The organism is Streptomyces sp. NPDC037100, assembly GCF_055606225.1.
The window spans coordinates 1-23,138 of the sequence record NZ_JBVJSX010000013.1; the positions used below are offsets into that span (position 1 = coordinate 1).

General features: G+C 69.7%; 21 protein-coding genes. 10 read left to right on the forward strand and 11 right to left on the reverse strand.

The features are described from left to right. Both ACZ7EG_RS33210 and ACZ7EG_RS33215 read left to right on the forward strand, forming a co-directional pair. Positions 1–406: cbb3-type cytochrome c oxidase subunit I (locus ACZ7EG_RS33210; protein ID WP_471087210.1), on the forward strand; the 406-nt coding region annotated here is incomplete at its 5' end. After that, positions 403–753: a hypothetical protein gene (locus ACZ7EG_RS33215; RefSeq protein ID WP_471087213.1), complete on the forward strand. Its 351-nt coding sequence runs from the start codon at positions 403–405 to the stop codon at positions 751–753. The genes ACZ7EG_RS33210 and ACZ7EG_RS33215, both read left to right, overlap by 4 nt. Before the next feature lie 245 nt (positions 754–998). On the opposite strand, the gene ACZ7EG_RS33220 is transcribed toward ACZ7EG_RS33215, so the two are convergent. Beyond that, positions 999–1,658 (reverse strand): TetR/AcrR family transcriptional regulator, encoded by a 660-nt coding sequence (locus tag ACZ7EG_RS33220; RefSeq protein WP_471087216.1) that lies wholly within the window; start codon positions 1,656–1,658, stop codon positions 999–1,001. Positions 1,659–1,854: 196 nt separating this feature from the next. On the opposite strand from ACZ7EG_RS33220, the gene ACZ7EG_RS33225 reads away from it, so the two are divergent. Beyond that, positions 1,855–3,111, forward strand: a complete 1,257-nt coding sequence (locus ACZ7EG_RS33225) for a YncE family protein (protein ID WP_471087219.1) — start codon at positions 1,855–1,857, stop codon at positions 3,109–3,111. Here the strand turns inward: ACZ7EG_RS33225 and ACZ7EG_RS33230 are convergent. The 6 genes from ACZ7EG_RS33230 to ACZ7EG_RS33255 form a co-directional block, all read right to left on the reverse strand. Next, positions 3,104–4,963 carry a cellulase family glycosylhydrolase gene (locus tag ACZ7EG_RS33230; RefSeq protein ID WP_471087222.1) on the reverse strand — a complete coding sequence of 620 codons (1,860 nt, stop codon included), beginning with the start codon at positions 4,961–4,963 and terminating at the stop codon, positions 3,104–3,106. The genes ACZ7EG_RS33225 and ACZ7EG_RS33230 overlap by 8 nt on opposite strands. 161 nt (positions 4,964–5,124) lie before the next feature. Further along, a complete protein-coding gene (locus ACZ7EG_RS33235; RefSeq protein WP_471087225.1) occupies positions 5,125–5,778 on the reverse strand; it encodes an acyltransferase in 654 nt (217 codons plus the stop codon). An 82-nt stretch (positions 5,779–5,860) separates the two neighbouring features. Further along, on the reverse strand, positions 5,861–6,466 hold the full coding sequence (locus tag ACZ7EG_RS33240) for a histidine phosphatase family protein (protein ID WP_471087228.1): 606 nt from the start codon (positions 6,464–6,466) through the stop codon (positions 5,861–5,863). Continuing rightward, positions 6,463–7,416 (reverse strand): alpha/beta hydrolase, encoded by a 954-nt coding sequence (locus ACZ7EG_RS33245; RefSeq protein ID WP_471087231.1) that lies wholly within the window; start codon positions 7,414–7,416, stop codon positions 6,463–6,465. Before ACZ7EG_RS33245 ends, ACZ7EG_RS33240 begins: the two co-directional genes overlap by 4 nt. Next, positions 7,413–8,522 (reverse strand): hypothetical protein, encoded by a 1,110-nt coding sequence (locus ACZ7EG_RS33250; RefSeq protein ID WP_471087234.1) that lies wholly within the window; start codon positions 8,520–8,522, stop codon positions 7,413–7,415. Before ACZ7EG_RS33250 ends, ACZ7EG_RS33245 begins: the two co-directional genes overlap by 4 nt. Before the next feature lie 58 nt (positions 8,523–8,580). Then, positions 8,581–11,364, reverse strand: a complete 2,784-nt coding sequence (locus tag ACZ7EG_RS33255; RefSeq protein ID WP_471087237.1) for an AfsR/SARP family transcriptional regulator — start codon at positions 11,362–11,364, stop codon at positions 8,581–8,583. A 429-nt stretch (positions 11,365–11,793) separates the two neighbouring features. On the opposite strand from ACZ7EG_RS33255, the gene ACZ7EG_RS33260 reads away from it, so the two are divergent. Then, positions 11,794–12,087: a hypothetical protein gene (locus ACZ7EG_RS33260; RefSeq protein WP_471087240.1), complete on the forward strand. Its 294-nt coding sequence runs from the start codon at positions 11,794–11,796 to the stop codon at positions 12,085–12,087. A gap of 200 nt (positions 12,088–12,287) precedes the next feature. Here the strand turns inward: ACZ7EG_RS33260 and ACZ7EG_RS33265 are convergent, their stop codons facing one another. After that, a complete protein-coding gene (locus ACZ7EG_RS33265) occupies positions 12,288–14,264 on the reverse strand; it encodes a GTP-binding protein (protein WP_471087243.1) in 1,977 nt (658 codons plus the stop codon). A gap of 213 nt (positions 14,265–14,477) precedes the next feature. On the opposite strand from ACZ7EG_RS33265, the gene ACZ7EG_RS33270 reads away from it, so the two are divergent. The 4 genes from ACZ7EG_RS33270 (at position 14,478) to ACZ7EG_RS33285 (ending at position 18,501) form a co-directional block, all read left to right on the forward strand. Continuing rightward, on the forward strand, positions 14,478–15,584 hold the full coding sequence (locus ACZ7EG_RS33270) for an XdhC family protein (protein ID WP_471087245.1): 1,107 nt from the start codon (positions 14,478–14,480) through the stop codon (positions 15,582–15,584). 158 nt (positions 15,585–15,742) lie between these two features. Then, on the forward strand, positions 15,743–16,750 hold the full coding sequence (locus ACZ7EG_RS33275) for an NADP-dependent oxidoreductase (RefSeq protein WP_471087248.1): 1,008 nt from the start codon (positions 15,743–15,745) through the stop codon (positions 16,748–16,750). A 26-nt stretch (positions 16,751–16,776) separates the two neighbouring features. Continuing rightward, positions 16,777–17,829: an alcohol dehydrogenase catalytic domain-containing protein gene (locus tag ACZ7EG_RS33280; protein WP_471087251.1), complete on the forward strand. Its 1,053-nt coding sequence runs from the start codon at positions 16,777–16,779 to the stop codon at positions 17,827–17,829. A gap of 69 nt (positions 17,830–17,898) precedes the next feature. Then, the gene (locus ACZ7EG_RS33285; protein ID WP_471087254.1) at positions 17,899–18,501 is read left to right on the forward strand and encodes a carboxymuconolactone decarboxylase family protein; all 603 of its coding nucleotides are present in this window, start codon (positions 17,899–17,901) and stop codon (positions 18,499–18,501) included. 218 nt (positions 18,502–18,719) lie between these two features. Here ACZ7EG_RS33285 and ACZ7EG_RS33290 read toward each other — a convergent pair whose 3' ends face one another. The 3 genes from ACZ7EG_RS33290 to ACZ7EG_RS33300 all read right to left on the reverse strand — a co-directional run bounded on the left by ACZ7EG_RS33290 (position 18,720) and on the right by ACZ7EG_RS33300 (position 20,197). Then, the gene (locus ACZ7EG_RS33290; RefSeq protein WP_471087257.1) at positions 18,720–19,229 is read right to left on the reverse strand and encodes a metallophosphoesterase family protein; all 510 of its coding nucleotides are present in this window, start codon (positions 19,227–19,229) and stop codon (positions 18,720–18,722) included. Positions 19,230–19,324: 95 nt separating this feature from the next. Further along, complete coding sequence (locus ACZ7EG_RS33295) at positions 19,325–19,657, reverse strand: glyoxalase superfamily protein (protein ID WP_471087260.1); 333 nt, start codon at positions 19,655–19,657, stop codon at positions 19,325–19,327. Between the two features lie 66 nt (positions 19,658–19,723). Beyond that, entirely contained in the window at positions 19,724–20,197 is a 474-nt protein-coding gene (locus tag ACZ7EG_RS33300; protein WP_471087263.1) for a GNAT family N-acetyltransferase, read from the reverse strand. 310 nt (positions 20,198–20,507) lie between these two features. Here ACZ7EG_RS33300 and ACZ7EG_RS33305 point away from each other — a divergent pair, with 310 nt between their 5' ends. Both ACZ7EG_RS33305 and rfbC read left to right on the forward strand, forming a co-directional pair. Next, positions 20,508–22,460 (forward strand): glycosyltransferase family 2 protein, encoded by a 1,953-nt coding sequence (locus ACZ7EG_RS33305; RefSeq protein WP_471087266.1) that lies wholly within the window; start codon positions 20,508–20,510, stop codon positions 22,458–22,460. A gap of 4 nt (positions 22,461–22,464) precedes the next feature. After that, on the forward strand, positions 22,465–23,082 hold the full coding sequence (gene rfbC / locus ACZ7EG_RS33310; protein ID WP_471087269.1) for a dTDP-4-dehydrorhamnose 3,5-epimerase: 618 nt from the start codon (positions 22,465–22,467) through the stop codon (positions 23,080–23,082). The last annotated feature ends 56 nt before the right edge of the window (positions 23,083–23,138 follow it).

Here is a 23,138-nt window from a genome sequence, read left to right on the forward strand (position 1 = left end):
GGACGAGCGTCTCGGCAAGATCACCTTCTGGACGCTGTTCATCGGCTTCCACGGCACGTTCCTGGTCCAGCACTGGCTGGGCGCCGAGGGCATGCAGCGACGGATCCCCGACTATCTGGCGGTGGAGGGCCTGACGACGCTCAACACGGTGTCGAGCGTCTTCTCGTTCCTGCTCGGCATGTCGATGCTGCCGTTCTTCTACAACGTGTGGAAGACGGCCAAGTACGGCGAGAAGGTCTCGGCCGACGACCCGTGGGGCTACGGCCGCTCCCTGGAATGGGCGACCTCCTGCCCGCCGCCGCGGCACAACTTCCTCACCCTGCCGCGGATTCGCAGTGAATCCCCGGCGTTCGACCTGCACCACGACGCCGTCGCGGCGGCCGAGCGGGAGCTGACGCACCGATGACCGCCAAGGAGAGGCTTCCCGTGGACCTGCGGGCGTTCCACAACGAGGTCGAGGGCCACCTCCTGGCCGCCGCCGCCCGCGAGGAGGCCCGTACGGCCGCCGCCCGCTTCGCCGCAGGGCTCGACCGGCTCCCGGAGGCGGAACGGGCGGAGGTGGCCGCGCAGTTCGCGGCGGAGCATCTCGCCCTCTCCCGGGCCTCGTGGCAGCGCACGGCCCGACGCGGGGAGGAACTGCGTGCGCAGTACGAGTCGGTGTACCGCCGGCTCCGCGCGCGGCTCTTGGCGGGAGTGCTGCTGGGAGTCGCGCTGCTGGTGGGGGTGGATCTCGTGCTGCTGGTGACCCGCTAGCCGGGCGGACCCTGGTCGGCGGGTCGTGGTGCTGGTGGCTCGCTGGCCGGGCGGACCCTGGTCGCCGTGGCGTGCTGCCGATGCACCGCCGGCCGGGCGGACCCTGGTCGGCGGGTCGTGGTGCTGGTGGCTCGCTGGCCGGGCGGCTCCTGGTCGCCGTGGCGTGCTGCCGATGCACCGCCGGCCGGGCGGATCCTGGTCGGCGTGCCCGCTGGCCCCGCCCTCCGCGTGCCCGGCGGCCGGCTTCACCGTTCCGGCTTCCATCCCGGCGGCCGCAGGATCCCCAGCAGCTGGCGGACCAGTTCGTCGACGACCTCGTCGAGCGTGGCGTCGACCCAGCCGGCGCTCCAGTCGTGCAGCAGGCCGTTGACGCTGCCGATGAAGGCCGTCGCGGGGAGGCGGTAGTCGCGGGATGCGGCCTCTCCCCGTGCGGCGGCCGCGTCGGCCTCGGCGCAGATGAGGTCCACCCAGCCGGCCCGGCGTGCGAGCCGCTGCTCCTCAAGGCGCGGGCTGACGCCGATGATCTCTACGAAGGTGATGCGGATCCGGCGCGGATCGGCGGTGACGTTCCCGGCGTAGGCGCGGAAGACGGCCGTGGCGCGCTCCACGAGGGGCAGGTCCGCCGCGCACGTGGCCGCCTCCAGCACCGCGGCCTCGGCCCAGCCGTTGACCTGGAGGTGCAACGCGGCGAGCACGTCCTCGAGGGTGCGGAACTCCTCGTAGAACTGCCGGGTGGACAGCCCGGCCGTCTCGCTGAGCGCCGCGACGGTGGTGGAGCGGAAGCCGGGGGTGTCGCCGAACAGCTGGAACGCGGCGTCGAGGAACCGCCGGCGACGCTCGGCCTGCCGCTCCTCGGCTGTCTTGCCGCCGTAGCGGCCGGTCGGCGCTCTGAGTCTGCCCGGCACCGGCTCTCCCTTCGTCGTTCGCACACTGATTTTGTCGTGCACGCGGTCTTGTGGATAAGGCCACCCCTTCCTTACTTTGCAGTAAGTTGACTCTGAAAGCACACGTGTTCAGTTTCCGCACGCAGCCCCATTTGGCATGTCCCACTCATATTGCTCGCCCCGCAGCAGCGACCCCACAGCAGAGAGGGGAGCCGTCATGCCCGTCCTCCGACGCCGGCACCTGTGCTCCGTAGCCGCAGCCCTGGCCCTGACCGTCACCGCTCCCGCGACCGCCGCCACCGCGGCCGTTCCGGGCTCCTCCGCCGCGCTGCGCGAGGTGCTGTTCGTGGGCAACAACTGGGACGGCACCGCCGATGTCATCCGGTCCGGCGGTGACTTCGGGAAGATCGGCCGGATCAACGTCGTCCCCGACAAGGACGAGCGGATGGCGGCGATCAACGCCGACCCGATCAGATGGATCTACTTCATGGCGATCCGCAACAGCGTCGGTGAGGGCCACGACCAGTTCGTCGACGACATGTACTCCACGCCGGACGGAAGGTCCGTGGTGGTCTCCCGGCCGAGCTTCGCCGACGTCGTCTCGATCGATCTCGCCTCCGGACGGCTCAACTGGCGCTTCCCCGTGTCCGGTTACCGCTCCGACCACATGGCGGTCTCCCCCGACGGCAAGCGGGTGGCGGTGTCGGCGTCGACCTCCAACACCGTGCATGTGCTGGACATCGTCTCCGGCAAGGAACTGGGCAAGTTCGGCACCGGCGACAAGCCGCACGAGAACATCTTCACCCAGGACGGCAAGTACATCTACAACATGGCGATCGGCGACGTGAACACGCAGACCGACGCCCCGTGGCTGGACTGGACGAAGGGCGACCGGCGCATCACCGTCGTCGACGCCACGACGTACCAGCAGGTCAAGGTCATCGACATGCGTCCGCGGCTGGACGCGCTCGGGCTCAAGGAGCACTCCGACGCGGTCCGCCCGGCCGTCTTCTCACCGGACGAGTCGAAGCTGTACTTCCAGGTCTCCTTCTTCAACGGCTTCTTCGAGTACGACATCGCCACCGAAAAGATCACCCGTACCAAGACGCTGCCGAAGAACGCGGCGACCAGCGACGACCGCACGACCTTTGTCAACGACTCGCGCCACCACGGCATCTCGATGAGCCCGGACGGGCGCAAGCTGTGCGTGGCGGGCACCATGGACGACTACGCCACCGTCGTCGACCGCGCCACCCTCCAGGAGGGCCCGCTCGTCACCGCCTCCAAGCCCTACTGGGCCACGGTCAGCGGTGACGGCAAGTCCTGCGTGGTCTCCGAGAGCGGCACCGACCAGGTCACGGCGATCGACTTCGCCTCCGGCAAGAAGGTCGTGTCCGTGCCGGTCGGTGACCACCCGCAGCGCGTCCGGCTGGGCCATGTGGCGGCCGACTGGACGAGCCCGGCCGCTAGGTGACCTCCCTCGCCGCCCACGCCGCCAGTTCGGAGCGGGCCGCCGCGAGCAGATCCGCCGAGGGAGCCGTCGCGCCGTTGGTCACCAGCGCGTAGTGCAGGACGCCCGAGTCCGGCGCGGTGAGCAGCAGGCGGCGGCTTCCCGTACCGCCGGGCTCCTGCGCCACGCCGAGCCGGGTCGTCGAGGTGTAGGCCGGCGGGGCGTGGACCGTGCCCAGGTCGGAGACGACCGTGGTGGACGCGGTCGGGAAGCTCGCCGGCAGGTGCATCTCGGTGGGCGCCGGGCCGCCGTTCGAGCGCCACAGCAGCAGCCCGTACTGCCCGGACCCCACCAGCCGCTGCACGTTCGGCAGGGAGCCGGGCACCGGGGTCCAGGTCAGGGTCGTCGAACCGTCCCGGGAGCGGTCCTCGTAGGTGAAGCCGACGGTCTCACCCGCCGTGGCGCTCGGGTAGAGACGGTCCAGGAGCCGGGCGTCCTGGCGCAGCACCGGCTTGCCCGTGTCGTCGAGCCGTACGGCGGACAGATCCTCGTCGTTCCAGGCGTCGCCGGCGGTGAGCACCTTGTCGGGGTTGCCGTTCATCGGTTCGCGGTGACGCCCGTTGTAGATGTCCCACTGCCACTGGGAGCCGGAGAGCACGGCCCCCGAGGCCGCCGGATCGGACCACCAGTCCGCGCCTTTGAGGCGTGAGTCGAGTGCCTGGTACATCGCTTTGAGGACGGTCGGTGCCTTGTCGGAGACGTTGCCCGCGAGCGGGTGCCCGAACTCGCTGACCACGGCGGCCGTCCGCGCGGAGGCGGCCCGGTCGCGGACGGTGCGGAAGTCGCCCGCGTACTGGCCGTCGGCCGCCTTGCCCCACATGAAGACGCCGGAGATGGCCTTCTGGTCGTAGAAGTGCGTGTTGAAGACGTAGCGCGGCCCGAGGGAGCCTGCGTCGAGCAGGCCGCCCTCCTGCTTCTGGAAGTCGAGATTGGCGTTCCAGAAGAGGTTCGGTTCGACGAACGCGGGCTTGTCACGCCACCCGGCCGTGTCCATGCGGGCCCGGAACTTCTCATAGAACGGCCAGAGCACGTCCTTCTCCCAGGCGCGGCTGGTCTGCCCGGAGTCGTAGACTCCCGCGTGCGGTTCGTTGTAGGGGTCGAAGCCGGCGAGGCCCTTGAACTGGTCCGCGCTCAGGTGCTGTTGCACGAACCGCATGGTCTTCTCGGCGGTGGCGAGGAAGGCGTCCTGCACGCCGTGCGCGTTGTGCCAGAAGTCGTACGAGGCACGCTTCACGGCCTCGTTCTGGGTGATGTTCTGCCCCCAGAAGAGGCAGATCCCGCAGGACTCGTCCGGGTAGTTCCCGGCGTCGACGGCCCACTTGGGGGCGCCGTCGCCGGTGTACCAGCTGTCGGCGTCGAAGAGGTGCCGGGAGTAGAGGTCCTGGTGGAAGTCGGGGTAGACCCGGATGCCGGCGTCGAGGAAGGCCTTCATCTGGTCGGTCGCGGCGGCCAGATAGGCGGTGTCCACCTGGCCGCGCTCGGGCTCGGCGTAGGCCCAGGAGAGCAAGAAACGGACGGTGTTGCCGCCGCCGAGGGCGCGCAGCGCGGTCGCCGACCTGCGGGCGTCGGCGACCGAGGCGAAGGGCAGGCCCTTGTTCTCCGCGAGCTTGGTCTCGCCGGAGACGTTGTAGCCGCGCAGCACGATCTCGCGGCCGTGGGCGTCGGTGAAGCGGCCGCCCCGCACGGTGACGGTGGGATCGTCGAACCAGAGGGAGCCGGGCGGGGGCGCGGCGGTGGCCGGTGGTACGCCCGCCACCGAGACGGAGCCGAAGAGGACAGCCAGGACGACCAGCAGACGCGCTCGGATAGTCGGCATGTCCACCACAGTCCGGCGATATCAGGACACCGTCAACACCCCTGACTCCGGAGTAAGTTCTTTCTCGGCCCTGTTGCATGTCGCAAGGCCTTCCTCTCTTCCACAAGCCGCTCCCGAGGGAAGCGTCATGGCCGCGCACCCTCCGGCCCCGGAGCCGGTGCCTAGACTGCCCCGGGGCCGAGGGGCGTCGCGCCGCGGCGACTCACCAGCCTTGCTGGGACACCCGCGACGACCGAGTGCGGTGCCACGTCGCGGGTCACCACCGCCCCTGCGGCGACCACGGCGCCGTGGCCAAGGGTGGTCCCGGCCAGAACCGTGGCCTGTGCGCCGATCCACACGTCGTCTTGAATGTGGATGGGCGCCAGGTCGTGCCCCTGCTCCCGGATCGGCCGGTCGATCCGGGCGAATCTGTGGTTGCCACTGTTGATCACGGTGTACGGGCCGATCAACACCTTGTCCCCGATGTCGATCGGGGCCGGCGCGGTGATGGTGACGCCACGGTTGATGAACACCTCTGTTCCGAGGGACAGATTGGCTGGATAGTGCACGACAGTGTCGGGAAACACGCACAGACCGGGACCGCACGAGGGCAGGCTCCGGGAGTAGAACCAGGACCGCATCCTCAGCTCCACACCCACCGAGGACATGCGGGACAGCCGGTGCTGCAGGAGATGCCAGGTGTGCGATCCGGTGTCGATCCGTTCGAGCCTGCGTCTGAGCAGGGCGAACTCGCAGCGCCGCCAGGCCTCATGAAACTCGAAAAGGCGTTGCCGACCCGTCACCCCTGCGTCGTAGGAGGCAAGTTCTCTCCTCACGCGGCGCCATTCGACGTCGGCCGCTGATTGCGAGCGCGGGTGGCTGTGCCGCCCCCGGCTGTGCAACAGCGCGGAGGGACTGTCACGGGCAAGACCCGAACGGGTTGGCGGAAGCGGTGGCAAAGTGCCCCAGCGGGATCCGTACTGGGACGGCGAACGGGACGCCGGCGGCGAAGATCTCCTCCATCGGGAAGCCCCCCGTCAGATGCAATGCGCTTCTGATCCAGCCATTGTGACTGACCGCCACGATGCGCTCACTCCCTTCCAGGCGCGACACTTGGGCCAGGAAATCCGCGATCCGTGTCAGGAACGTGGTCAGGTCCTCGCCGCCCGGTGGGGTAAAACTCGGGTCGAGGTGGCCCGACGACAGAAACGCCTCCGGATGCCGTCCACGGACGTCGGCATAGGCGACTCCCTCCCATTGGCCGAGCGAGCGCTCCGCCAGCCGGGGGTCGGGTTCGATCAATGCTCCCGGGAACATCACCTCCGCGGTGCGGGCCGCCCGCTGCAGGGGAGAGCAGTAGAAGCGGGTGAAGTGATCGCCACAGTCCCGCAGGGCCGACGCGGCCGCGTCGAGGCCGGCATCCGTCGGAGGCAGGTCGCGCCTTCCCATGTAGATGCCGGCCCCGTTCGAATCGGTCGGAGCATGCCGGTACAGCGTCAGGGTGGCGATGCGGGGAACTGTCACAGCGCCTCCTCGGGTGTCTCGCGCAATACGGCCGCGATGTGGCGCGCGGTGTCGGCCACAGCGAGGCGAGCCCGCTCGATGGCGCGGGTCTGCATGACGAAACCGTGCATCTGGTCGTCGAAGTGCCAGTGCTCGGTGGGTACTCCGGCGTCGCTCAACCTTCCGGCGTACGCAATCCCCTCGTCGCGCAGCGGATCGAACTCGGCGGTCAGCACCAGCGCATTCGGCAGCCCTCGCAGGTCAGTCGCGCGGAGCGGGAACAGGTAGGGGTCCGTCGCCGACCAGTCGGCTGGAAGGTACGCCTGCCACGCCCACTCCATGAACTCGCGGTTGAGTGAGTACCCGGTCCCCCTCTCTCGGTAGGAGACGGTCGGCGGATCGAGGTAGTCGGTAACCGGGTAGATCAAGGTCTGCTGGCGGATGACCGGTCCGCCGCGGTCGCGGGCCGCCATGCTCACGGCTGCGGCGATCGTGCCTCCGGAGCTGTCCCCCGCCACCGAGATCCGGGACGGGTCCACCTCGAGGATGTCTCCGTGAGACGCAGCCCACAGCAGCGCGGCGTAGCCGTCTTCCACGGGTGCGGGATACGGGTGCTCGGGAGCGCGGCGGAAGTCGACAGACAACACCGCGCAGGAGGACTCCACAGCGAACTTCACGCAGATCCGGTCGTGGGTGTCCAGGTCGTTGACGACCCAACCGCCACCGTGGAAGAACACGATCAGAGGCAGCCGTTGTCCGGGCATGGGGTGATAGAGCCGGACGGGCAGGTCTCCGGCAGGACCAGGGACGATCAGGTCCTTGCGGTGTTCGATGGGTTCCGGGTCACCCCAGATGAACGCGTCGCGCATACGCTGGCGGGCCTGCGCCACCGGCAGCGAGTAGACAGGCGGGAGCCCGCTCGCGATCGCCGCGTCGATCAGAGCCTGGGCCTGGGGGTCGAGAGTGCTCACTGGTGATCTCCTGAGCGATAGTACGAATACTTCTGATGGAGTTCGGCGGCGACGGTGCCGGGGCAGTCGGCGAAAATGCGGGGCAGATCGGTGTCGCGATCGAAGTTGCGGATGGCTGTGAAGCTTTCCCCGGCCAGGGACTCATCCAGCGCATAGCGCCGTCCGGCGATGCCCAGGGCTCCGGAATGGAAGCCCAGGTCGAGCGGGGCGTCGGACCTCACCCCCAGGCCATGCGGCGTCAGCAGGCGCCTTCCCCGCTCGGTGGTCACCTCGTTCTTTCCGCCGGAGTGAGATTGGACGAGATACAGCGGAGCCCCTGGCCGGGTGAGAAGGGGTGCCATCGGTTTCGCCGGATCGATCCACTGGCAGCCGATGGCCACGGAGCATGAGTCGGGCATTCCGTAGTGCGGGACAGTGAGGACCTCCTCCAGCGAGTTCTCCCGGCCCACGACGAGTGAGGCGCAGAACCACTGACGGTCGCGCTGGTAGTCCTCGAGCATGCGCACCAGCCGATGGAAGCGTTCGGCCGGGGCGCCGTGTATGTAGCGCAGATAGCGACCGTTTTCGCCCTCCTCGTGCCGGACGGCGTCGGCATACCAGTTTCCTGGTGTCGGATAGAGGCCGTTGTATTGGTCCTTGAACTCTGCCGACGAAGCGTGCAGCACGAGGTAGCGGCCGGGCGGCAAGAGGCCGCCAACGCCACGCACCTCGGCCAGAATGATGAAGTGGTTACCGCGGGAGAAGTTCCACACGTAGCGAGATTCTTCACCCAGCTTCGCTTTGGCCGCGGCCACGCGCCGCGAGAATTCCGCGGCATCGCAGAAGTCTGCGGAGGTACGGAAGACGGACACTCCACATAAGTTCACCGTGGCGTCGACCGGCACCATGGGAACATCAGACTCCCACCCGTAATAGGCGCCCGTAAAGAATCCGCCGTGGATTCTCCTCACATTGTGCGGGAGTCCCAGGTCGGGCATCGGGATTATCTCTGCGTCCCGCTCGCGTCCAGAGATTCTGGTCGCGACGCGGGACAGCAGAGATTCCGTGACGGACATTTCAGTTAAGATCTCGGACTGAGTCGCATCAGGTGCGGCGAGTGTTCTCATTTTCCCTCCCGAACGGCGGGGCGCATGATTCGTCCTGCAATCCTTCTGCGGCGCGTGTTCATGACGAGGCGGTGAGGTCACGGGCCCGTGCCGCCCACTCGACCAGACCCAGACGGCTGTAGAAGTCCGCGGCGATCCCCGCCTGCTGCAAAGCGGCTTCGGTCTCCCCGCATCGGTGGAGGCAGCGCGCCAGGAGCCAGAGGCGATCCGCCATGTAGCGCATGTCAGCGGTTTCCTCCACCCGCTCCCGAAGCTCCTCCAGGTCGCGGACGAGAGAGAGCGCGCAGTCGAGGCTCGGGTCGCTCACGTACTGCAGCTCCATGAGCTGCAGGCTGATCAGGATCGCTGCGCGTTCGTATCCGTGCTCCAGGGCATGCTCACGAGCCCTGACAAACAACTGCCATGCCTCGGCCCGGAACTCAGGCCCGGTGCGGCTCAGACATACCGCGAGCCACCGCAGATTGGCATTGTAGTTCGCGGGCCCGAGACATTCGGGATCTTCCAGATTGACCCGCCACTGGGACCTGGCTTCAGCGTATTTACCCACAGCGAGCAGGTGCAGCGCCACGACGTGTCGGTATTCCGCCGTACTGCGCGAGGAGATACGCACTCCCGGATCGCGCAGGATTTCCTCGACCCGAGGCAGGTACCGGTCCACCTGAGCCGTGTTCTCCTGCTTCGCGGTGACGTTGAGATAGTAGACGAGCGCGTCGAACTCCTCGGCCAAGTCCCCTATTGTCGCCGCTGCACGGGCACGCAACAGATGCACGTCGAAATTCGTACCCCACATTCCGCGTACATAATAGTAATAGCGGGTCTCCCGTGCCATTTCGAGTGCGTCGGCCGGACGACCGTTCTCCATGCACCAGGTCATGGCATATTCGATGTTTCGTCGGACTCCCGGGCCGTCGAGCGCGCGAAGTCGGGTGATGTCCTGCGGACAAAATCCCACCGCCCCCGCCAGCTGAAGGCAGTGTCGGATCCACCGGTCGTGGATTCCGGCCATGTGCGTTCCCGTCCGGGCCGCTCTGCGGTTGACCGCCAGCGGGTTGGCGATGTACGAAGCCCCGTCTGCGCCGGTCGAGTTCTGGCGGGAGATGAAACACAGATCACTCAGCTCTTCGAGGGCGTCGCAGAACCCCTCCGGTCTTCCCGCCACCTCGCGCAATACCGCAGATTCCACACCATATGGGAAGCATCCGAGGGTGCTGAGCAGCTGCCTGGCCGTGTCGGACAGACTCGTCCAGCTGCCCCGCAACAGTTCACGCACGACGATGTCGCCCGTGCGGTCCTCGAAGGTGACGTGGTCCTCGATGTCGGCGACCTCAGCGGTGATGTCGCACAGTGATCGTCCGCGGCGCTTTACCTGGCCGAGGGCCCATTCCATCAGGCGGGGGTTGCCGTCGGCGGCCCGCCACAGCTCCTTGAGTTCGACAGCGCGGTCAAGCAGGTCGAGCAGTCCCAAACGGTCGAGGCACTGTGTGTAGAACAAGGCGGCCTCATCCTCGTTGAGGCCGCAGACCTCAACCTCAAAGGCGACTTCGGCAAGGTCACGGGCTCGCACGATGCTGGTCACCAGCGCCTTGCTGGGTTCGGGAATGTCGCTCAGCCACCGGTTCAGCCCGGGATCGTCGATCGATTCGTGATTGTCGACGATCAGCAGAGTGGGTGTCCGGCGCAGGATGCGGCGGATCTCGTGCTCTTTGACGTTACCGCTCAGGGCGAGCAACCCCTGGTAGCCCGTGGTGAGGGCGATCGTGTCCAGCACGGCGTTGAGCGTCGTGGTGCCGGGGCGCTCGCGATCCGACACCCAGACGACGGCTCGGAAGCGCACTCCCTCCGCGGCAGTCCGCAGTGCGAACTCCCTCGTGAGGGTGGACTTTCCGCTTCCACCGAGACCGATGACCGAGATGACCGGAAGGCTCTGCCGTACCGCCTCCTCCAGCCTTCTCCAGGGAGCCGGGCGCATGACGAACTTCGCGTACGTGGCGGGAGGCAGATTCTCCAGGCATCTCTCCGCACCCGCCGGCACTGCCCCCCGGGCGGCGGGAGTCGCTTCCGGCCCCGCAGCAGGCGCGGAACCGGCTCCGGAGGATTGTCGAGGTACGGTCACCCGCTCGGGGGTCGTGAGAGTGCGGTTGAGGACCTGGTCGGTCAGCTGGTTCCACTGGGGCGAGGCGATCAGCCCCTCCTCGGCCAGCAGCTCGGACGCTCCACGCAGAGCCGTCGACGCAGCGTGCGCTCCCTGCAGCTCGTAGAGGGCCCGGACCTTCAGCCGATGGGCTTCCTCCCAGTACGGGTCATCCGACAGCAGCGTCTCCGCCTCTGTGAGCGCCTCGCTCAACTGCCCCAGCTCCAGCAGAGCCCGTGCCCTGCCCAACTGCACGGCCCGGCGCTGGTGTTTGAGCGCCGTCACCTCACTGACCAGCTGATGGTGCGCCAACTCCGTCACCGGCTCACCCCGCCAGACCGACAATGCGCGGGTGTAGGCGTCGACGGCTTCCTCCAACGCCCCAGTACGCATCCGCGTATCACCAAGCTTGCCCAGGTCGATGAAGCGCTCGACGTCGGTCTCGGCCTCCAGCCGATAGGAGGAGTTCTGAGTGATCAGCACACTGCCGGCGGGGAGGAGCAGCTTGCGGCGCACCGCACGCACCTTTCCCTCCACCAGGTTCACGTCGCCTGCACCGGCCCAGATGACCTCATGCAGAACAGCCTTGTTGACCACTCGGGGCATGGCGAGCGCCAGCATTCCGAGGAGCGCCGCCATCTTCCCGCTGAAGGGCACCGTGGGGCCGGAGGCCAACGCGACCTCTACTGGGCCCAGTACACGGAACTCCATCCGCGGCCTCCTTCCTCACGGCGTCATCGAGCCGCCGGTTCGGTGTCCGAGCGGCGCGCGTCCAGTGGTACGGATGCGCGCTGTCGTTTGGCTGTCGTCACGCTGCTCGTCCCCGATTCACCTCACGGACCGTTCCCCGGGCCACGCATGCATCGGCACCGACGGGTGCGCACCACGAATGTTTCATCCGGCCGCGACTGACTGTCAACGCGCGGATACATGGGGTACTGCTTTTCGGATGTCCCAAGGCTCCGTACCCGCGGCCCAGCCGCACTGCAGGGGCGACAGCGCCGACGCAGCGGTCGGTCAGTTCGGCGGCAGCCGACGGTGGGTCCATGTGCAGCCGCAGTTGAGAGCGTCGACGACAACGAGCACCACGTGCACCGGGTCCCGAGCGGCCCGCGCAGCCCGAAACCATAGGAGCGCTCCATGGCACGCCCCTTCTCCAGCGCCACAACGGCGGTGGACTCCCTGTCCTCCTTCGCTACAGCCTTCACTCACGAAACAGCCTCCGCCGCCTCGTCGGCGCAGAGCGGCGGCAGCACGCCGGCGGCATTGATCGTGGTGTTCGCCATACTCGTGTCGCTGCTCGCTGGAGCGGCGGCCGTTTTCGTCGCCCGGGCCGCCGGGGCAAGCCGCCCGCTCGCCGTCAGCTGGGCGGCCGTGGCTTTCGCGACGGCGCTGCCGCTGGCCTTCGAGGTGATGGACCGCCTCGGCGTCTGAGTCACGACGACAGGACAGGGGGACGACGACCAAAAGGTCGTCGTCCCCCTGTGTGCCCTTCCCTATCCGTGACACGGTCCTCCCTCAAGCGAGGCCGCCCACGCACGATGCGACATGATCGGGCAACCGCCCGGCTCCCGGACCGGGCGACACCCTGGCCCCAGCAGTCCGGACCGCGGGAGCACCCACGCGGATGACATCTACGACCGCCGCGTCAGCCGTGTCACGTTCAACAAGTACTCCTTCCTGTTCAGCGGGTTGTGGTCGGTGCGCGGGCGCTCCGGGATGGTGCCGTGCACGACCGGCGCGTAGTGGGCGAACGAGCTCTCCAGCTCGCCCTCGCCACGGGTGAGCCCGGGCAGCCGCTGTCCGAGGGCGTGCACCCGGGCGGCCGGCACGACGCCTTCGAGGACGCAGAGGTCGTCCCGGTACCGCGTCGTCTCGGGCACGGCCGCGAGCTGGGCGAGGGCCGGCAGCAGGGCGCCGAGGGTGTCGGCGGGCGCCTCGATGCGGAAGCGGTGCATCGGCTCGTGGACTCGCGTCCCGGCCCGCCGCAGCGCCTCGAGAAGCACCAGCGGGGTCACGCCGCGGAAGTCGGCGCCCGTGCTGGACATGCTCTTGTCGAAGCCCTGGTGGGCATGGCTCTGGCGGGGCGAGTAGCCGCTGTGGGTCATGGTGACCACGCAGTCGGTGACCTGCCAGCCGTGCAGGCCCTGGTCGAGCGTCTCGCGCACGGTGTCCTCGACAGCCTTGAAGAAGGCGTACGGCATCGACCCGAGCTCCACCTCCAGCCGGAAGCCGACGCCCGAACCGACCGGCGCGGGGTCGACACGCAGGCCGACCGTCGCGAGGAACGGGTTCGGGTCCTTCTTGTTGAACTCGACGGCCTGCCCGGTGCCGACGGGCCGTTCGACGCACAGCGGAGTCGTCTCGCGGAAGGTGACGTCGAGGCCGTACTCGCCGGCGAGGGTGGCCTGGATGACCTCCTTCTGCACCTCGCCGTACAGGGAGACGGAGGTTTCCTGGCGGAGTTCGTCACGGCGCAGGCCGATCAGCGGGTCCTGCTCGGCGAGCTGGGTGAGCGCCAGGTGGAGCGTTCCCCGGTCGACGTCCGGGCCGGGGACGACGACCGTCTCCAGCGTCGGCGGGGCGAAGAAGTGCTCGTACACCGTGCGGGGTTCGCCGATCGCGTCGCCGATGCGGATGTCGCCGAGCCCGGTGAGGCGGGCGATCCGGCCGGCGGCGACGGAGTCCTCGCGGATGTCCGTGCCGTCGCAGAAGACGCTGATGCCGGTGATCCGGCCTTCGGCGCCGTCCGTTCCGAAGGGGACCCGGTCGCGGGTGCGCAAGGTCCCGGAGAACATCCGGGCGTAGGCGACCTTCTCCCCCGCCGGGCCCCGGTCGACCTTGAACACGGTGGCGGAGACCGGCCCGTCCGCGTCCCCGTCGGCCACCGGCAGCAGGGTTTCGATGCCGGACAGGAGCGCCTCCACACCCGCGCCCGTGGCGGCGGAGCCGAAGTAGACCGGGTGGACGAGGGCCTCCCGGGTCCGCGCGACGAGGGACCAGTGCAGCGCCGCGTCCGTGACGGTGTTGTCGACGTACGCGGCCAGCAGGGCGTCGTCGTGCCCGGTCAGGACGTCCAGGGCGGCGGCCGGTCCGAGCCCGGGGGTGAAGCGGGCCGCGCGGGTGCCGAGGCCTGAGACGGTCCCCATCGGCACGATCGCGGGCGTCAGCCGCGCCGAGATCTCCCGCAGCACCGCCTCGTGGCGTGCCCCGCTCCGGTCGATCTTGTTGACGAAGAGCAGGGTCGGGATGCGCAGCCGCTGGAGCGTCCGCATCAGCACCCGCGTCTGTGCCTGCACACCCTCCACGGCGGAGATCACGAGGACGACGCCGTCCAGCACGCCGAGGACGCGTTCCACCTCGGCGATGAAGTCCGGGTGGCCGGGGGTGTCGATGAGGTTGACGGTCACGCCGTCGAGCGGGAACGAGACGACGGCGGACTTGATGGTGATGCCGCGCTGCCGTTCCAGGGCGAGGGTGTCGGTGCGGGTGTTCCCGTCGTCGACGCGGCCGATCTCGTCGATCACCCCGGCCGAATGGAGCAGCCGCTCGGTCAGGCTGGTCTTACCGGCGTCGACATGGGCGAGAATTCCAAGGTTGAGCATGTGCACGAAGCGTCATGTCCTTCGGAGAGAGGTCCGTTCCTGGCTGGGGGGACATGCACACAGTGCGCATTCGGAACTCCTCGGGACTCGTCGACGTCGCTGTCCTTGCAGTGCAGCAGACCGGCGCGGGGGGCCACAACGGAATTTGTCCGCCGCCGGGGTACCCGGCGGGGTACCCCGGCGGGGTGCCCGACGGAGCCCGACGGAGAGGAGTGGCTCGTGCGTGACGTTCTCCCGGTGCTCGGCCGCTGGTACGCGGCCGGGATCCCGTTCGGCCTCGCGACGGTCGTCCAGGTCAGCCGCAGCGCGCCGCGTGACCCGGGCGCGGCGATGGCGGTGGGCCCCGACGAGGAGGTCGTGGGCAGCGTGTCCGGGGGCTGTGTCGAGGGTGCGGTGTTCGAGCTGGCGCAGGCCGTGGCCGCGGGCGGCGAGGCCCGGCTGGAGACCTTCGGCTACAGCGACGAGGACGCCTTCGCGGTCGGCCTGACCTGCGGCGGCGAGATCACGCTGCTCGTGCGCGCCGTCACGCCCGAGCGGGATCCCGGCTTCGGCGTGGTCGCGGACTCGGTCGCGGCGGGCGAGCCGGTCACCGTGGCGACCGTGGCCGACGGACCGGCGCCGCGCGGGGCCGCCCTCGCCGTGTGGCCGGACCGGACGCTCGGCACGCTCGGCACGAGCGGCCTGGACGCGGCCGTGACCGCCGACGCCCGCGGCGAACTCGCCCTCGGCGCGACCGGCATGCGGCACTACGGGCCCGAGGGGCAGCGCCGCGAGGACGCCGTCAGCGTGTTCCTGCAGTCCTTCGCACCACCGCCGCGGATGCTGGTGTTCGGCGCGATCGACTACGCCGCGGCCGTGGCCCGCATCGGCGGCTTCCTCGGCTACCGGGTCACCGTCTGCGACGCCCGCCCCGTCTTCGCCACACCCCGGCGCTTCCCGGACGGCGTCGAGGTGGTCGCGCAGTGGCCGCACCGCTATCTGCGCGAGACCGACACCGACGAGCGCACCGTGATCTGCGTACTCACGCACGACCCGAAGTTCGACGTGCCGTTGCTGACGGAGGCCCTGCGCCGCCCGGCCGCCTACATCGGGGCGATGGGCAGCCGCCGTACCCACGCCGACCGGGCCGCACGGCTGGCCGAGGCCGGGGTCACGGAACACGAGCTGTCCCGGCTGCGCTCACCGGTCGGCCTCGACCTGGGTGCCCGTACCCCCGAGGAGGTGGCGGTGTCCGTCGCCGCCGAGATCGTGGCGCTGCGCTGGGGCGGCACCGGGGCGCCGCTCACGGCGACGGAGGGGGCGGTGCATCCGCACCGATCCTCCTGATCGCCGGCGCCGCTCCCGTCACGTCGCCGTCAAGCGGGTCGACCGGCCGCCCGCACGAGCGGTAAGTCGTAGCGGACCGGCTCTTGCCTCCGACTGCGGGCACCCGTACGCTCACGGCGTACCGACTGGACGGTATGCAGCCGGAGGAGAGTCGCCGCATGAGCACGATCAACCGCCAGGTACGCCTGGCCGCACGTCCCGTGGGAGAGCCGCGCCCCACCGACTGGGAGCACGTCGAGGAGCCGGCGGGGCAGCCGGGCGACGGGGAGTTCCTGGTACAGGTCCTCTGCCTGTCGATCGACCCTGCGATGCGGGGCTGGATGAACGCGGGCAGGTCCTACATCCGCCCGGTGGAGATCGGCGAGGTGATGCGCGCCGGCGCGGTGGGAAGGGTGGTCGCCTCCCGGCACTCCGGGTTCGCGGTCGGCGACCATGTGTCGGGCACGTTCGGCGTGCAGGAGTACTGCGTGTCGGACGGACGCGGCGTGACCAAGGTCGACCCTGCGGCCGCTCCCCTGCCGACCTATCTCGGCACGCTCGGCATGTCGGGTCTGACGGCCTACTTCGGCCTGATCGAGGTCGGGCGTCCCGAGCCGGGGCAGACCGTGGTGGTCTCCGGAGCGGCCGGGGCCGTCGGCAGCGTCGTCGGGCAGATCGCCAAGATCCTCGGCTGCCGGGTCGTCGGCATCGCCGGCGGCGAGGCCAAGTGCCGGATGGTGGTCGACGAGTTCGGGTTCGACGCCGCGATCGACTACCAGAGCGAGGACGTCCGCAAGGCCCTGCGTGAGCACGCCCCCGACGGCGTCGACGTGTACTTCGACAATGTCGGCGGCGACGTTCTGGACGCCGTGCTGCTGCGGCTGGCGCGCGGCGCCCGCGTCGTGGTCTGCGGCGCGATCTCCCAGTACAACAGCACCAAGCCGCAAGGCCCCGCCAACTACCTGTCGCTGCTGGTGAACCGCGCCTCCATGACGGGCATCGTGGTCTTCGACTACGCCGATCGGTACGCGGAGGGCATCGCGCAGATGGCCACATGGCGGGCGGAGGGCCGGCTGAAGTCCCTGGAGGACGTGGTGTCCGGCTCGGTCGCGGAGTTCCCCGAGACCCTGATGCGCCTCTTCCGTGGTGACAACCGCGGCAAGCTGGTGCTGAAGATCGCGGACTGACCGGCCCGAGGGGAGGGAGAGATCCCATGAAGGCACTGACCTACCACGGCCGTCACGACATCCGTTACGGGGACGTCCCCGACCCGGCCGTCACCGGTCCCGCCGACGCGGTGGTGCGGGTGACCGCGGCCGGCATCTGCGGCAGCGACCTGCACATCTACGGCGGCAACGCGTTCAGCCCGGAACTGGGCTACACACCGGGACACGAGTGTGTCGGCGTGGTCGTCGACACCGGCGGCCAGGTCACCCGTTTCAAGCCCGGCGACCGGGTCCTGGTGCCCGCCTCCGTCGGCTGTGCGCAGTGCCGGCAGTGCGCCGCCGGGTTCACCGCCCGGTGCGAACGCGCCACGTCGAGCACGGAGCTCTGCTACGGAGTCGGCCCGAAGCTCCAGGGCAGTCAGGCCCAGGCCCTGGCCGTGCCCTGCGCCGATGTCAATCTGATGCCCCTGCCCGAGGACATCTCCGACGAGGCCGCCGTCGTCCTCACGGACAACGCGCCCACCGCCTGGTACGGCTGCCGTCGTGCCCGCATCCAGCCCGGTGAGACCGTCCTGGTCGTCGGCCTCGGCCCGGTCGGCCTGATGGCCGCCCAGTCCGCCTTCGCGATGGGCGCTGCCCGGGTGCTGGGCGTGGACCTGGTCGCGGAGCGCCGCGCCTTCGCGGCCGGCCTGGGCGTCGAGCCGGTCGAGGGTGACGATGCGCGGTCGGCCATCCGGGACATGACCGCCGGCCGCGGGCCGGACGCCGTGGTGGAGGCGGTGGGTTCCGACGCCACCATCGAACTCGCCCTCAAGGCCGTCAGGCAGGCCGGCCGGGTCAGTGTGATCGGGGTCAGCCAGAACAAGGCGTTCCCGTTCCACATGTACCTGGCGCAGGTCAAGGAACTGGAGTTCGCCATCGGGCTGTGCTCGGTGCACTACGAACTCCCTCCCTTGATCGCCCTCACCCGTGCCGGACGGATCAAGCCCGAGGTCGTGGTCTCCCACCGCTTCGCCCTCTCCGAAGGACCGGCGGCGTACGAACTGTTCGCGGGCCGCTCCGACGGCGTCCGCAAGATCGTTCTCGACCCGACGGGCTGACTGCGGCGCCCCACTGCCGGGCCGGCCTCCAGTCTCCTAGGGTGAGTGCCTCGGAGACTGGAGGCAGCCATGTCACAGCGCCACGTAGCCGCCCGACCGACCCGTCCGCGGCTCAAGCCGCTCCCCGAAGAACAGTGGGACCCACGGACCCGGGCACTGCTGGCCGTCGCTCCCCACGACCCCGGGGGCCGGGTCCCGAACATCTTCACCACGCTCGTGCGCCACCCGGATCTCTACGAGCAGTTCCTGCCGTTCGGCGGGCAGTTGCTCGGCAGGGGCCGACTGCCGGGAGACGTGCGCGAGTTACTGATCCTGCGCACCGCGTGGAACACCGGCGCGCGGTACGAGTGGGGGCGGCACCTTCCCCTGGCCAGGGCCGCGGGCGTCACGGACGCGGACATCGACCGCGTCGGCCAAGGGCCGGAGGCACCGGGCTGGACGGACCTCCAAAGGCACCTGATCCGCGCGGCGGACGAGCTCCACGGCGCTGCCATGATGTCCGACACGACCTGGGAGGGTCTGGCCGGGCACTTCGGCGACGCCGAACTGATCGAGGTCGTCATGCTGGTGGGCCAATACCAGATGGTGGCCTTCTTCCTGAACGCCACCGGTGTGCAACTGGAGCCCGGTTTCGACAGCACCGGCTTCACGGGCAGGGGGGAGCCCGGGTGAGGGGCGTCTGGAGCGCCTCGCGGATCCCGGTGGTCGCGGCCCCCGCGAGACGCTGGGCGCGGGGCTGCGAGCCGTCGCCTGCCGGTCTGCGGCCCCACGCCGAGATCATCGGGGCCGACAGCGCGTGGAAGCGCGTTCCGGCCTCGGCCTGCCGGTCGTCCAGGACGTAGCCCTCGTCCTGGCCCGGTGCGGCGATGATGCCACGGGCACGGCGCGGTTCAGCGCGGTGCGCGGGGCGGCAGCCGGTGCAGTTCCACGTCCGTGAGCAGCCCGTCGGCGACCGTGGCGGTCATGTACGTGCAGTGGGGCTGGCGACGGCGGTCCGTCGGGGAGCCCGGGTTCAGCAGACGCAGGCCGGAAGGGGCCGTGGTGTCCCAGGGGATGTGGCTGTGACCGAAGACCAGCACGTCCAGGTCGGGGAAACGGGCGGCGCACCGCTGCTCCCGGCCCTGCTTGGCGCCCGTCTCGTGGATCACGCCGAACCTCACCCCGTCCAGCTCCGCGTACGCCACCTCCGGCAGCCGGGCCCGCAGCGCCGGCCCGTCGTTGTTGCCGTACACCGCGACGAGCCTGCGGCAGCGCGCCTCCAGCAGATCGAGGGTGTCCGCGTCGACCCAGTCCCCGGCGTGGAACACCACGTCGGCGTGAGGGATTTCGGCGAGCAGGGGGGCGGGCAGTTCTCCGGCCCGCTTGGGCAGGTGGGTATCCGACATGAGAAGCAGGCGCACGTCCTCAGCCTAGGGGCATATATCGAAAGTGGCTGGTGAGGATGACGCAGAGCGCATGTGTGATCCAGAATGACCGGATGGTCACGCTGGGAGTGTCATTCCGTCGGCGTGCCGATCCGAAGCCGGTTGCCGTCAGGGTCGCGCAGCTCTATCTCCCGCGCCCACGGAAGATCCTTCGCCTCGACCCCGAACTCGGAGACGATGGCCTCGACATCACGCACGCGAAGGTAGACCAACGTGTCGGGTCGGGCGTCTCCCTCGTGCTCCGACAAGAACAACCGCACCCCGCCCCGGGCGACCTCGACGAACGCGGGCAGTCCCGCTTCGAAGCGGTGTTCCCACTGCTTGGCGAAGCCCAGTCGCTCGTACCACGCGACCGCCGCCGCAGCGTCCTCAACGCGAAAAATGGGAATGACTTCCTCGTCCATGGAGCCATCGTCGCAGACCGCCCAGGGCGAACGTCGCCTGATGCGGCACCGGTGATGGTCGGTGGGTCAGGGCCGCGATACGTCGAGCGGCAGATCTCGGTGGAAGACGGCCATGGCCCGGCCGGGGCCGTTGTAGTCGTCGACGATCTTCGTGTCGAAGCCGAGGCTGCGATGGAAGGCGATCGAGCCGGTGTTCTCTACTGACGTGATCGCCTTCAACTTCCGTGCACCGTGGCGTTCCGCTGCCTCAGCGAACACCGTGTACAGCCGACGCCCCAGACCGGTGCCACGGGCGTCGTCCCGCGTGGCGATCAGATGCACGTACCCGGCGCCCTCCGGGGTGACGAACCCGAAGATGTAGCCGCGGATTCCGTCCTCCGCCCGGGCGACCGAGCAGGTGGAACCGAACTCCTGCACCAGGGCCAGAAGGTGCAGCGACCTGAGGTCGCGTTCGCCCCAGTAACGGGAGTGATCGGTCAGGACCTGATGGAAGTCGGCCACCGCGGCCGGTGCGATGTGTATCCCCATGATGACGATCATGGCAGGCGCCCTGCCGATACAGGCGAAGGTCCGCACGGCACGGCCTTCGCAGCGCCCGCGGCAGACCCACGTGACTCGCCAGTGTCAACAGCGCTCGTGATCAGCACACCCAGGGGCTGGCATCCCGCTCAGGCCCGCAACCCGCTTGTCCGCGAACAGACAGACGTCGCAGCTCAGTTGCCCTGCCGGCGGAGATGATCACGGCGAGGTCTCGAAAGGTGAGGCGACCTCGCCGGGCGGGTTAGCATCGGGCAACACGCAGTACAACTGGACGTCTACGGCAAGCGACCCGAAGGGGCCCGGAAACCCGATGCCGGTCAAGGTCAGCGTCATCGTCCCCGTGTACAACCCGGGGATCTACATCGAGGACTGTATCTCCTCGCTGCAGCGGCAGTCGCTGCCTCCCGACGAGTTCGAGGTGATCTTCGTCGACGACGGCTCCACCGACGAGACCCCGGCCCGGCTCGACGCGCTCGCCGCCGAGGACCCCCGGATGAAGGTCATCCACCAGGAGAACTCCGGCTGGTCGGGCAAGCCCCGCAACGTCGGCATCGAGGCCTCCCGGGGCGAGTTCGTGATGTTCGTCGACAACGACGACTACCTCGGCGACGAGGCCCTGGAGCGGATGTACGACTACGGCGTGGCCAACGGCGCCGACGTCGTCGTGGGCAAGATGGCCGGCAAGAACCGCGCGGTGCCGGTGGAGCTCTTCCGCCGCAACCACCCGCGTGCCACCGTCGCGAACGCCCCGCTCATCGACAGTCTCACCCCGCACAAGATGCTCCGCCGGGCCTTCCTGGACCGCATCGGCCTGCGCTTTCCCGAAGGCCGAAGGCGCCTGGAGGACCACGTCTTCATCGCCGAGGCGTACCTGCGCGCGGAGAACGTCTCGGTGCTCAGCGACTACGTCTGCTACTACCACATCCGGCGGGACGACGGCTCCAACGCAGGTTTCGAACGCTTCGACCCCGTCGGCTACTTCAAGAACCTCCGCGAGGCCCTCGACGTCGTCGAGCAGTACACGGAACCCGGTCCGGTGCGCGACCGGCTGTTCCGGCGCTGGCTGCGCGTGGAGATGGTGGAGCGGCTGCGGTCACGGCGCCTGCTGAACCTGCCGGACGACTACCGCAGGGAGCTGTTCGGGGAGATCCACGAGGTCGTGGTCGAGCGGTTCGGGCCCGGTGTCGCCGCCGGACTGCAGCCGACGCAGCAGGTCATCGCCGCGCTGACGGCGGCCGACCGCTACGACGACGTGGTGGCCTTCGCGGAGTGGGAGGCGGGCGTCGCCCCCGCGGCGGCCCCCGGGGACATCGAGTGGCGGGACGGCTCGCTCCGGATCGGCTTCACGGCCGAGTACCTGTCCGGCGGCGAGCCGATGCTGTTCCCCGCCGACGCCGACGCCGGGGCCGCGCCGCTCACCGACGTGCCGAAGGGCGTCACCGAGGCGGTGCGGTGGGTGGCCTCGCAGACCGCCGCGCGGTTCGGGCAGGCCACGGCCGATCTGCTGCTGCGGGAGCGCTCCAGCGCCGCGCAGTACTTCCAGCCGGTGGAGTTCACGCGCGAGACGGTGCCGGTCGGGGACGGCGAGGAGGTCCGGCTGGTACTGCGGGCGACCGCCACCGTCGACCCGGCCGACCTGCCCCGCGAGGGCGTCTGGGACGCGCTCGTCCGGGTGAAGTCGGGAGGCTGGACCAAGGAGTGCCGGCTGGGGCCGGCGCCGCGTGAGGACCGGCCCACGCCCCACGCGGGAGTCGTCGGCGACCGCCCGGTCCTGCCGTACTGGACCGAACCGCACGGCAACCTCTCCCTGGAGCTCGGCGCGCGCGGCAAGCGGCTCGGGCTGGGCCGTGTGCAGCTGGGGGACGTCACCGTCTCCGGCGGCCGGTTCCAAGTCGTGCTCCCGGTGCACGTCGGGGGTGGAGACAGGGAGGTGCGGCTGAGGTTCGTCTCCTCCAGCCGGATCCTGGAGACTCCCGGCACCCTCTCCCCCGACGCCGACCGGCCGGGCTCGGTGCTGGCGGCGGACCTGCCCGCCGAGGACCTCTCGGGCGACGTCTGGCGGGTGGCCGTGTGCCTGGACCCCGGCGCCGAGGGGGCTCGCTTCGCCGGCCTGCCGTTCGCGCTGCGGGCCGGGGGCGGGAGCGTGCTGGTGACGCCGGCGCCGGGGCCCGGTGTCGCGCTGCGGCTGGCCCGGCGCGCGCGACGCGTGCTCGGCGCCGCACGCCGGAAGGTGAATTCCCGTATCAGGACCGAAGGACGGTGACGGCATGCGACCCCTGGGGATAGAGGGCGCCTGGGTCCTGGAACCCAAGATCTTCCCGGACGACCGGGGCAGCTTCCACGAGTGGTATCGCGGTGCGGAGTTCCGCGAGGCCACGGGGCACGACCTGTCCCTGGCCCAGGCGAACTGCTCGGTCTCGCGGCGGGGCGTGCTGCGGGGTGTGCACTTCGCCGATGTGCCGCCCGGCCAGGCCAAGTACGTCACGTGTGTACGCGGGGCCGTCCTGGACGTGGTGATCGACATCCGGGTGGGCTCCCCCTCCTACGGAAAGTGGGAGGCCGTACGGCTCGACGACGACACGCGCCACGCTGTGTTCCTCGCGGAGGGCCTCGGCCACGCCTTCATGGCCCTCACGGACGACGCGACGGTGGTCTACCTGTGCTCGGAGGGCTACGCCCCGGGCCGCGAACACGGCATCCACCCGCTCGACCCGGCCCTGGGCATCGAGTGGCCCGAGGGCATCACCCCGCTCCTGTCCCCCAAGGACGAGCAGGCCCCGACGCTGGCCGAGGCGGAGCGGCACGGGCTGCTGCCGTCGTACGAGGCCTGCCTGGCGTACTACGCGCAACTGCGGGGCGGGCCGGGTACGCCGGCCGACGGCTGAGGCGGCCGGCTCACCCACACACCGCAGGCCCGGACGCGTGCAGCGTCCGGGCCTGC

Bases quoted from the DNA above. Each gene is read 5' to 3' on its own strand.
- ACZ7EG_RS33215 (WP_471087213.1), top strand. From the start codon at position 403: ATGACCGCCAAGGAGAGGCTTCCCGTGGACCTGCGGGCGTTCCACAAC.
- ACZ7EG_RS33225 (WP_471087219.1), top strand. From the start codon at position 1,855: ATGCCCGTCCTCCGACGCCGGCACCTGTGCTCCGTAGCCGCAGCCCTG.
- ACZ7EG_RS33230 (WP_471087222.1), bottom strand. From the start codon at position 4,963: ATGCCGACTATCCGAGCGCGTCTGCTGGTCGTCCTGGCTGTCCTCTTC.
- ACZ7EG_RS33250 (WP_471087234.1), bottom strand. From the start codon at position 8,522: ATGAGAACACTCGCCGCACCTGATGCGACTCAGTCCGAGATCTTAACT.
- ACZ7EG_RS33255 (WP_471087237.1), bottom strand. From the start codon at position 11,364: ATGGAGTTCCGTGTACTGGGCCCAGTAGAGGTCGCGTTGGCCTCCGGC.
- ACZ7EG_RS33260 (WP_471087240.1), top strand. From the start codon at position 11,794: ATGGCACGCCCCTTCTCCAGCGCCACAACGGCGGTGGACTCCCTGTCC.
- ACZ7EG_RS33275 (WP_471087248.1), top strand. From the start codon at position 15,743: ATGAGCACGATCAACCGCCAGGTACGCCTGGCCGCACGTCCCGTGGGA.
- ACZ7EG_RS33280 (WP_471087251.1), top strand. From the start codon at position 16,777: ATGAAGGCACTGACCTACCACGGCCGTCACGACATCCGTTACGGGGAC.
- ACZ7EG_RS33285 (WP_471087254.1), top strand. From the start codon at position 17,899: ATGTCACAGCGCCACGTAGCCGCCCGACCGACCCGTCCGCGGCTCAAG.
- ACZ7EG_RS33295 (WP_471087260.1), bottom strand. From the start codon at position 19,657: ATGGACGAGGAAGTCATTCCCATTTTTCGCGTTGAGGACGCTGCGGCG.
- ACZ7EG_RS33300 (WP_471087263.1), bottom strand. From the start codon at position 20,197: ATGATCGTCATCATGGGGATACACATCGCACCGGCCGCGGTGGCCGAC.
- ACZ7EG_RS33305 (WP_471087266.1), top strand. From the start codon at position 20,508: ATGCCGGTCAAGGTCAGCGTCATCGTCCCCGTGTACAACCCGGGGATC.
- rfbC (WP_471087269.1), top strand. From the start codon at position 22,465: ATGCGACCCCTGGGGATAGAGGGCGCCTGGGTCCTGGAACCCAAGATC.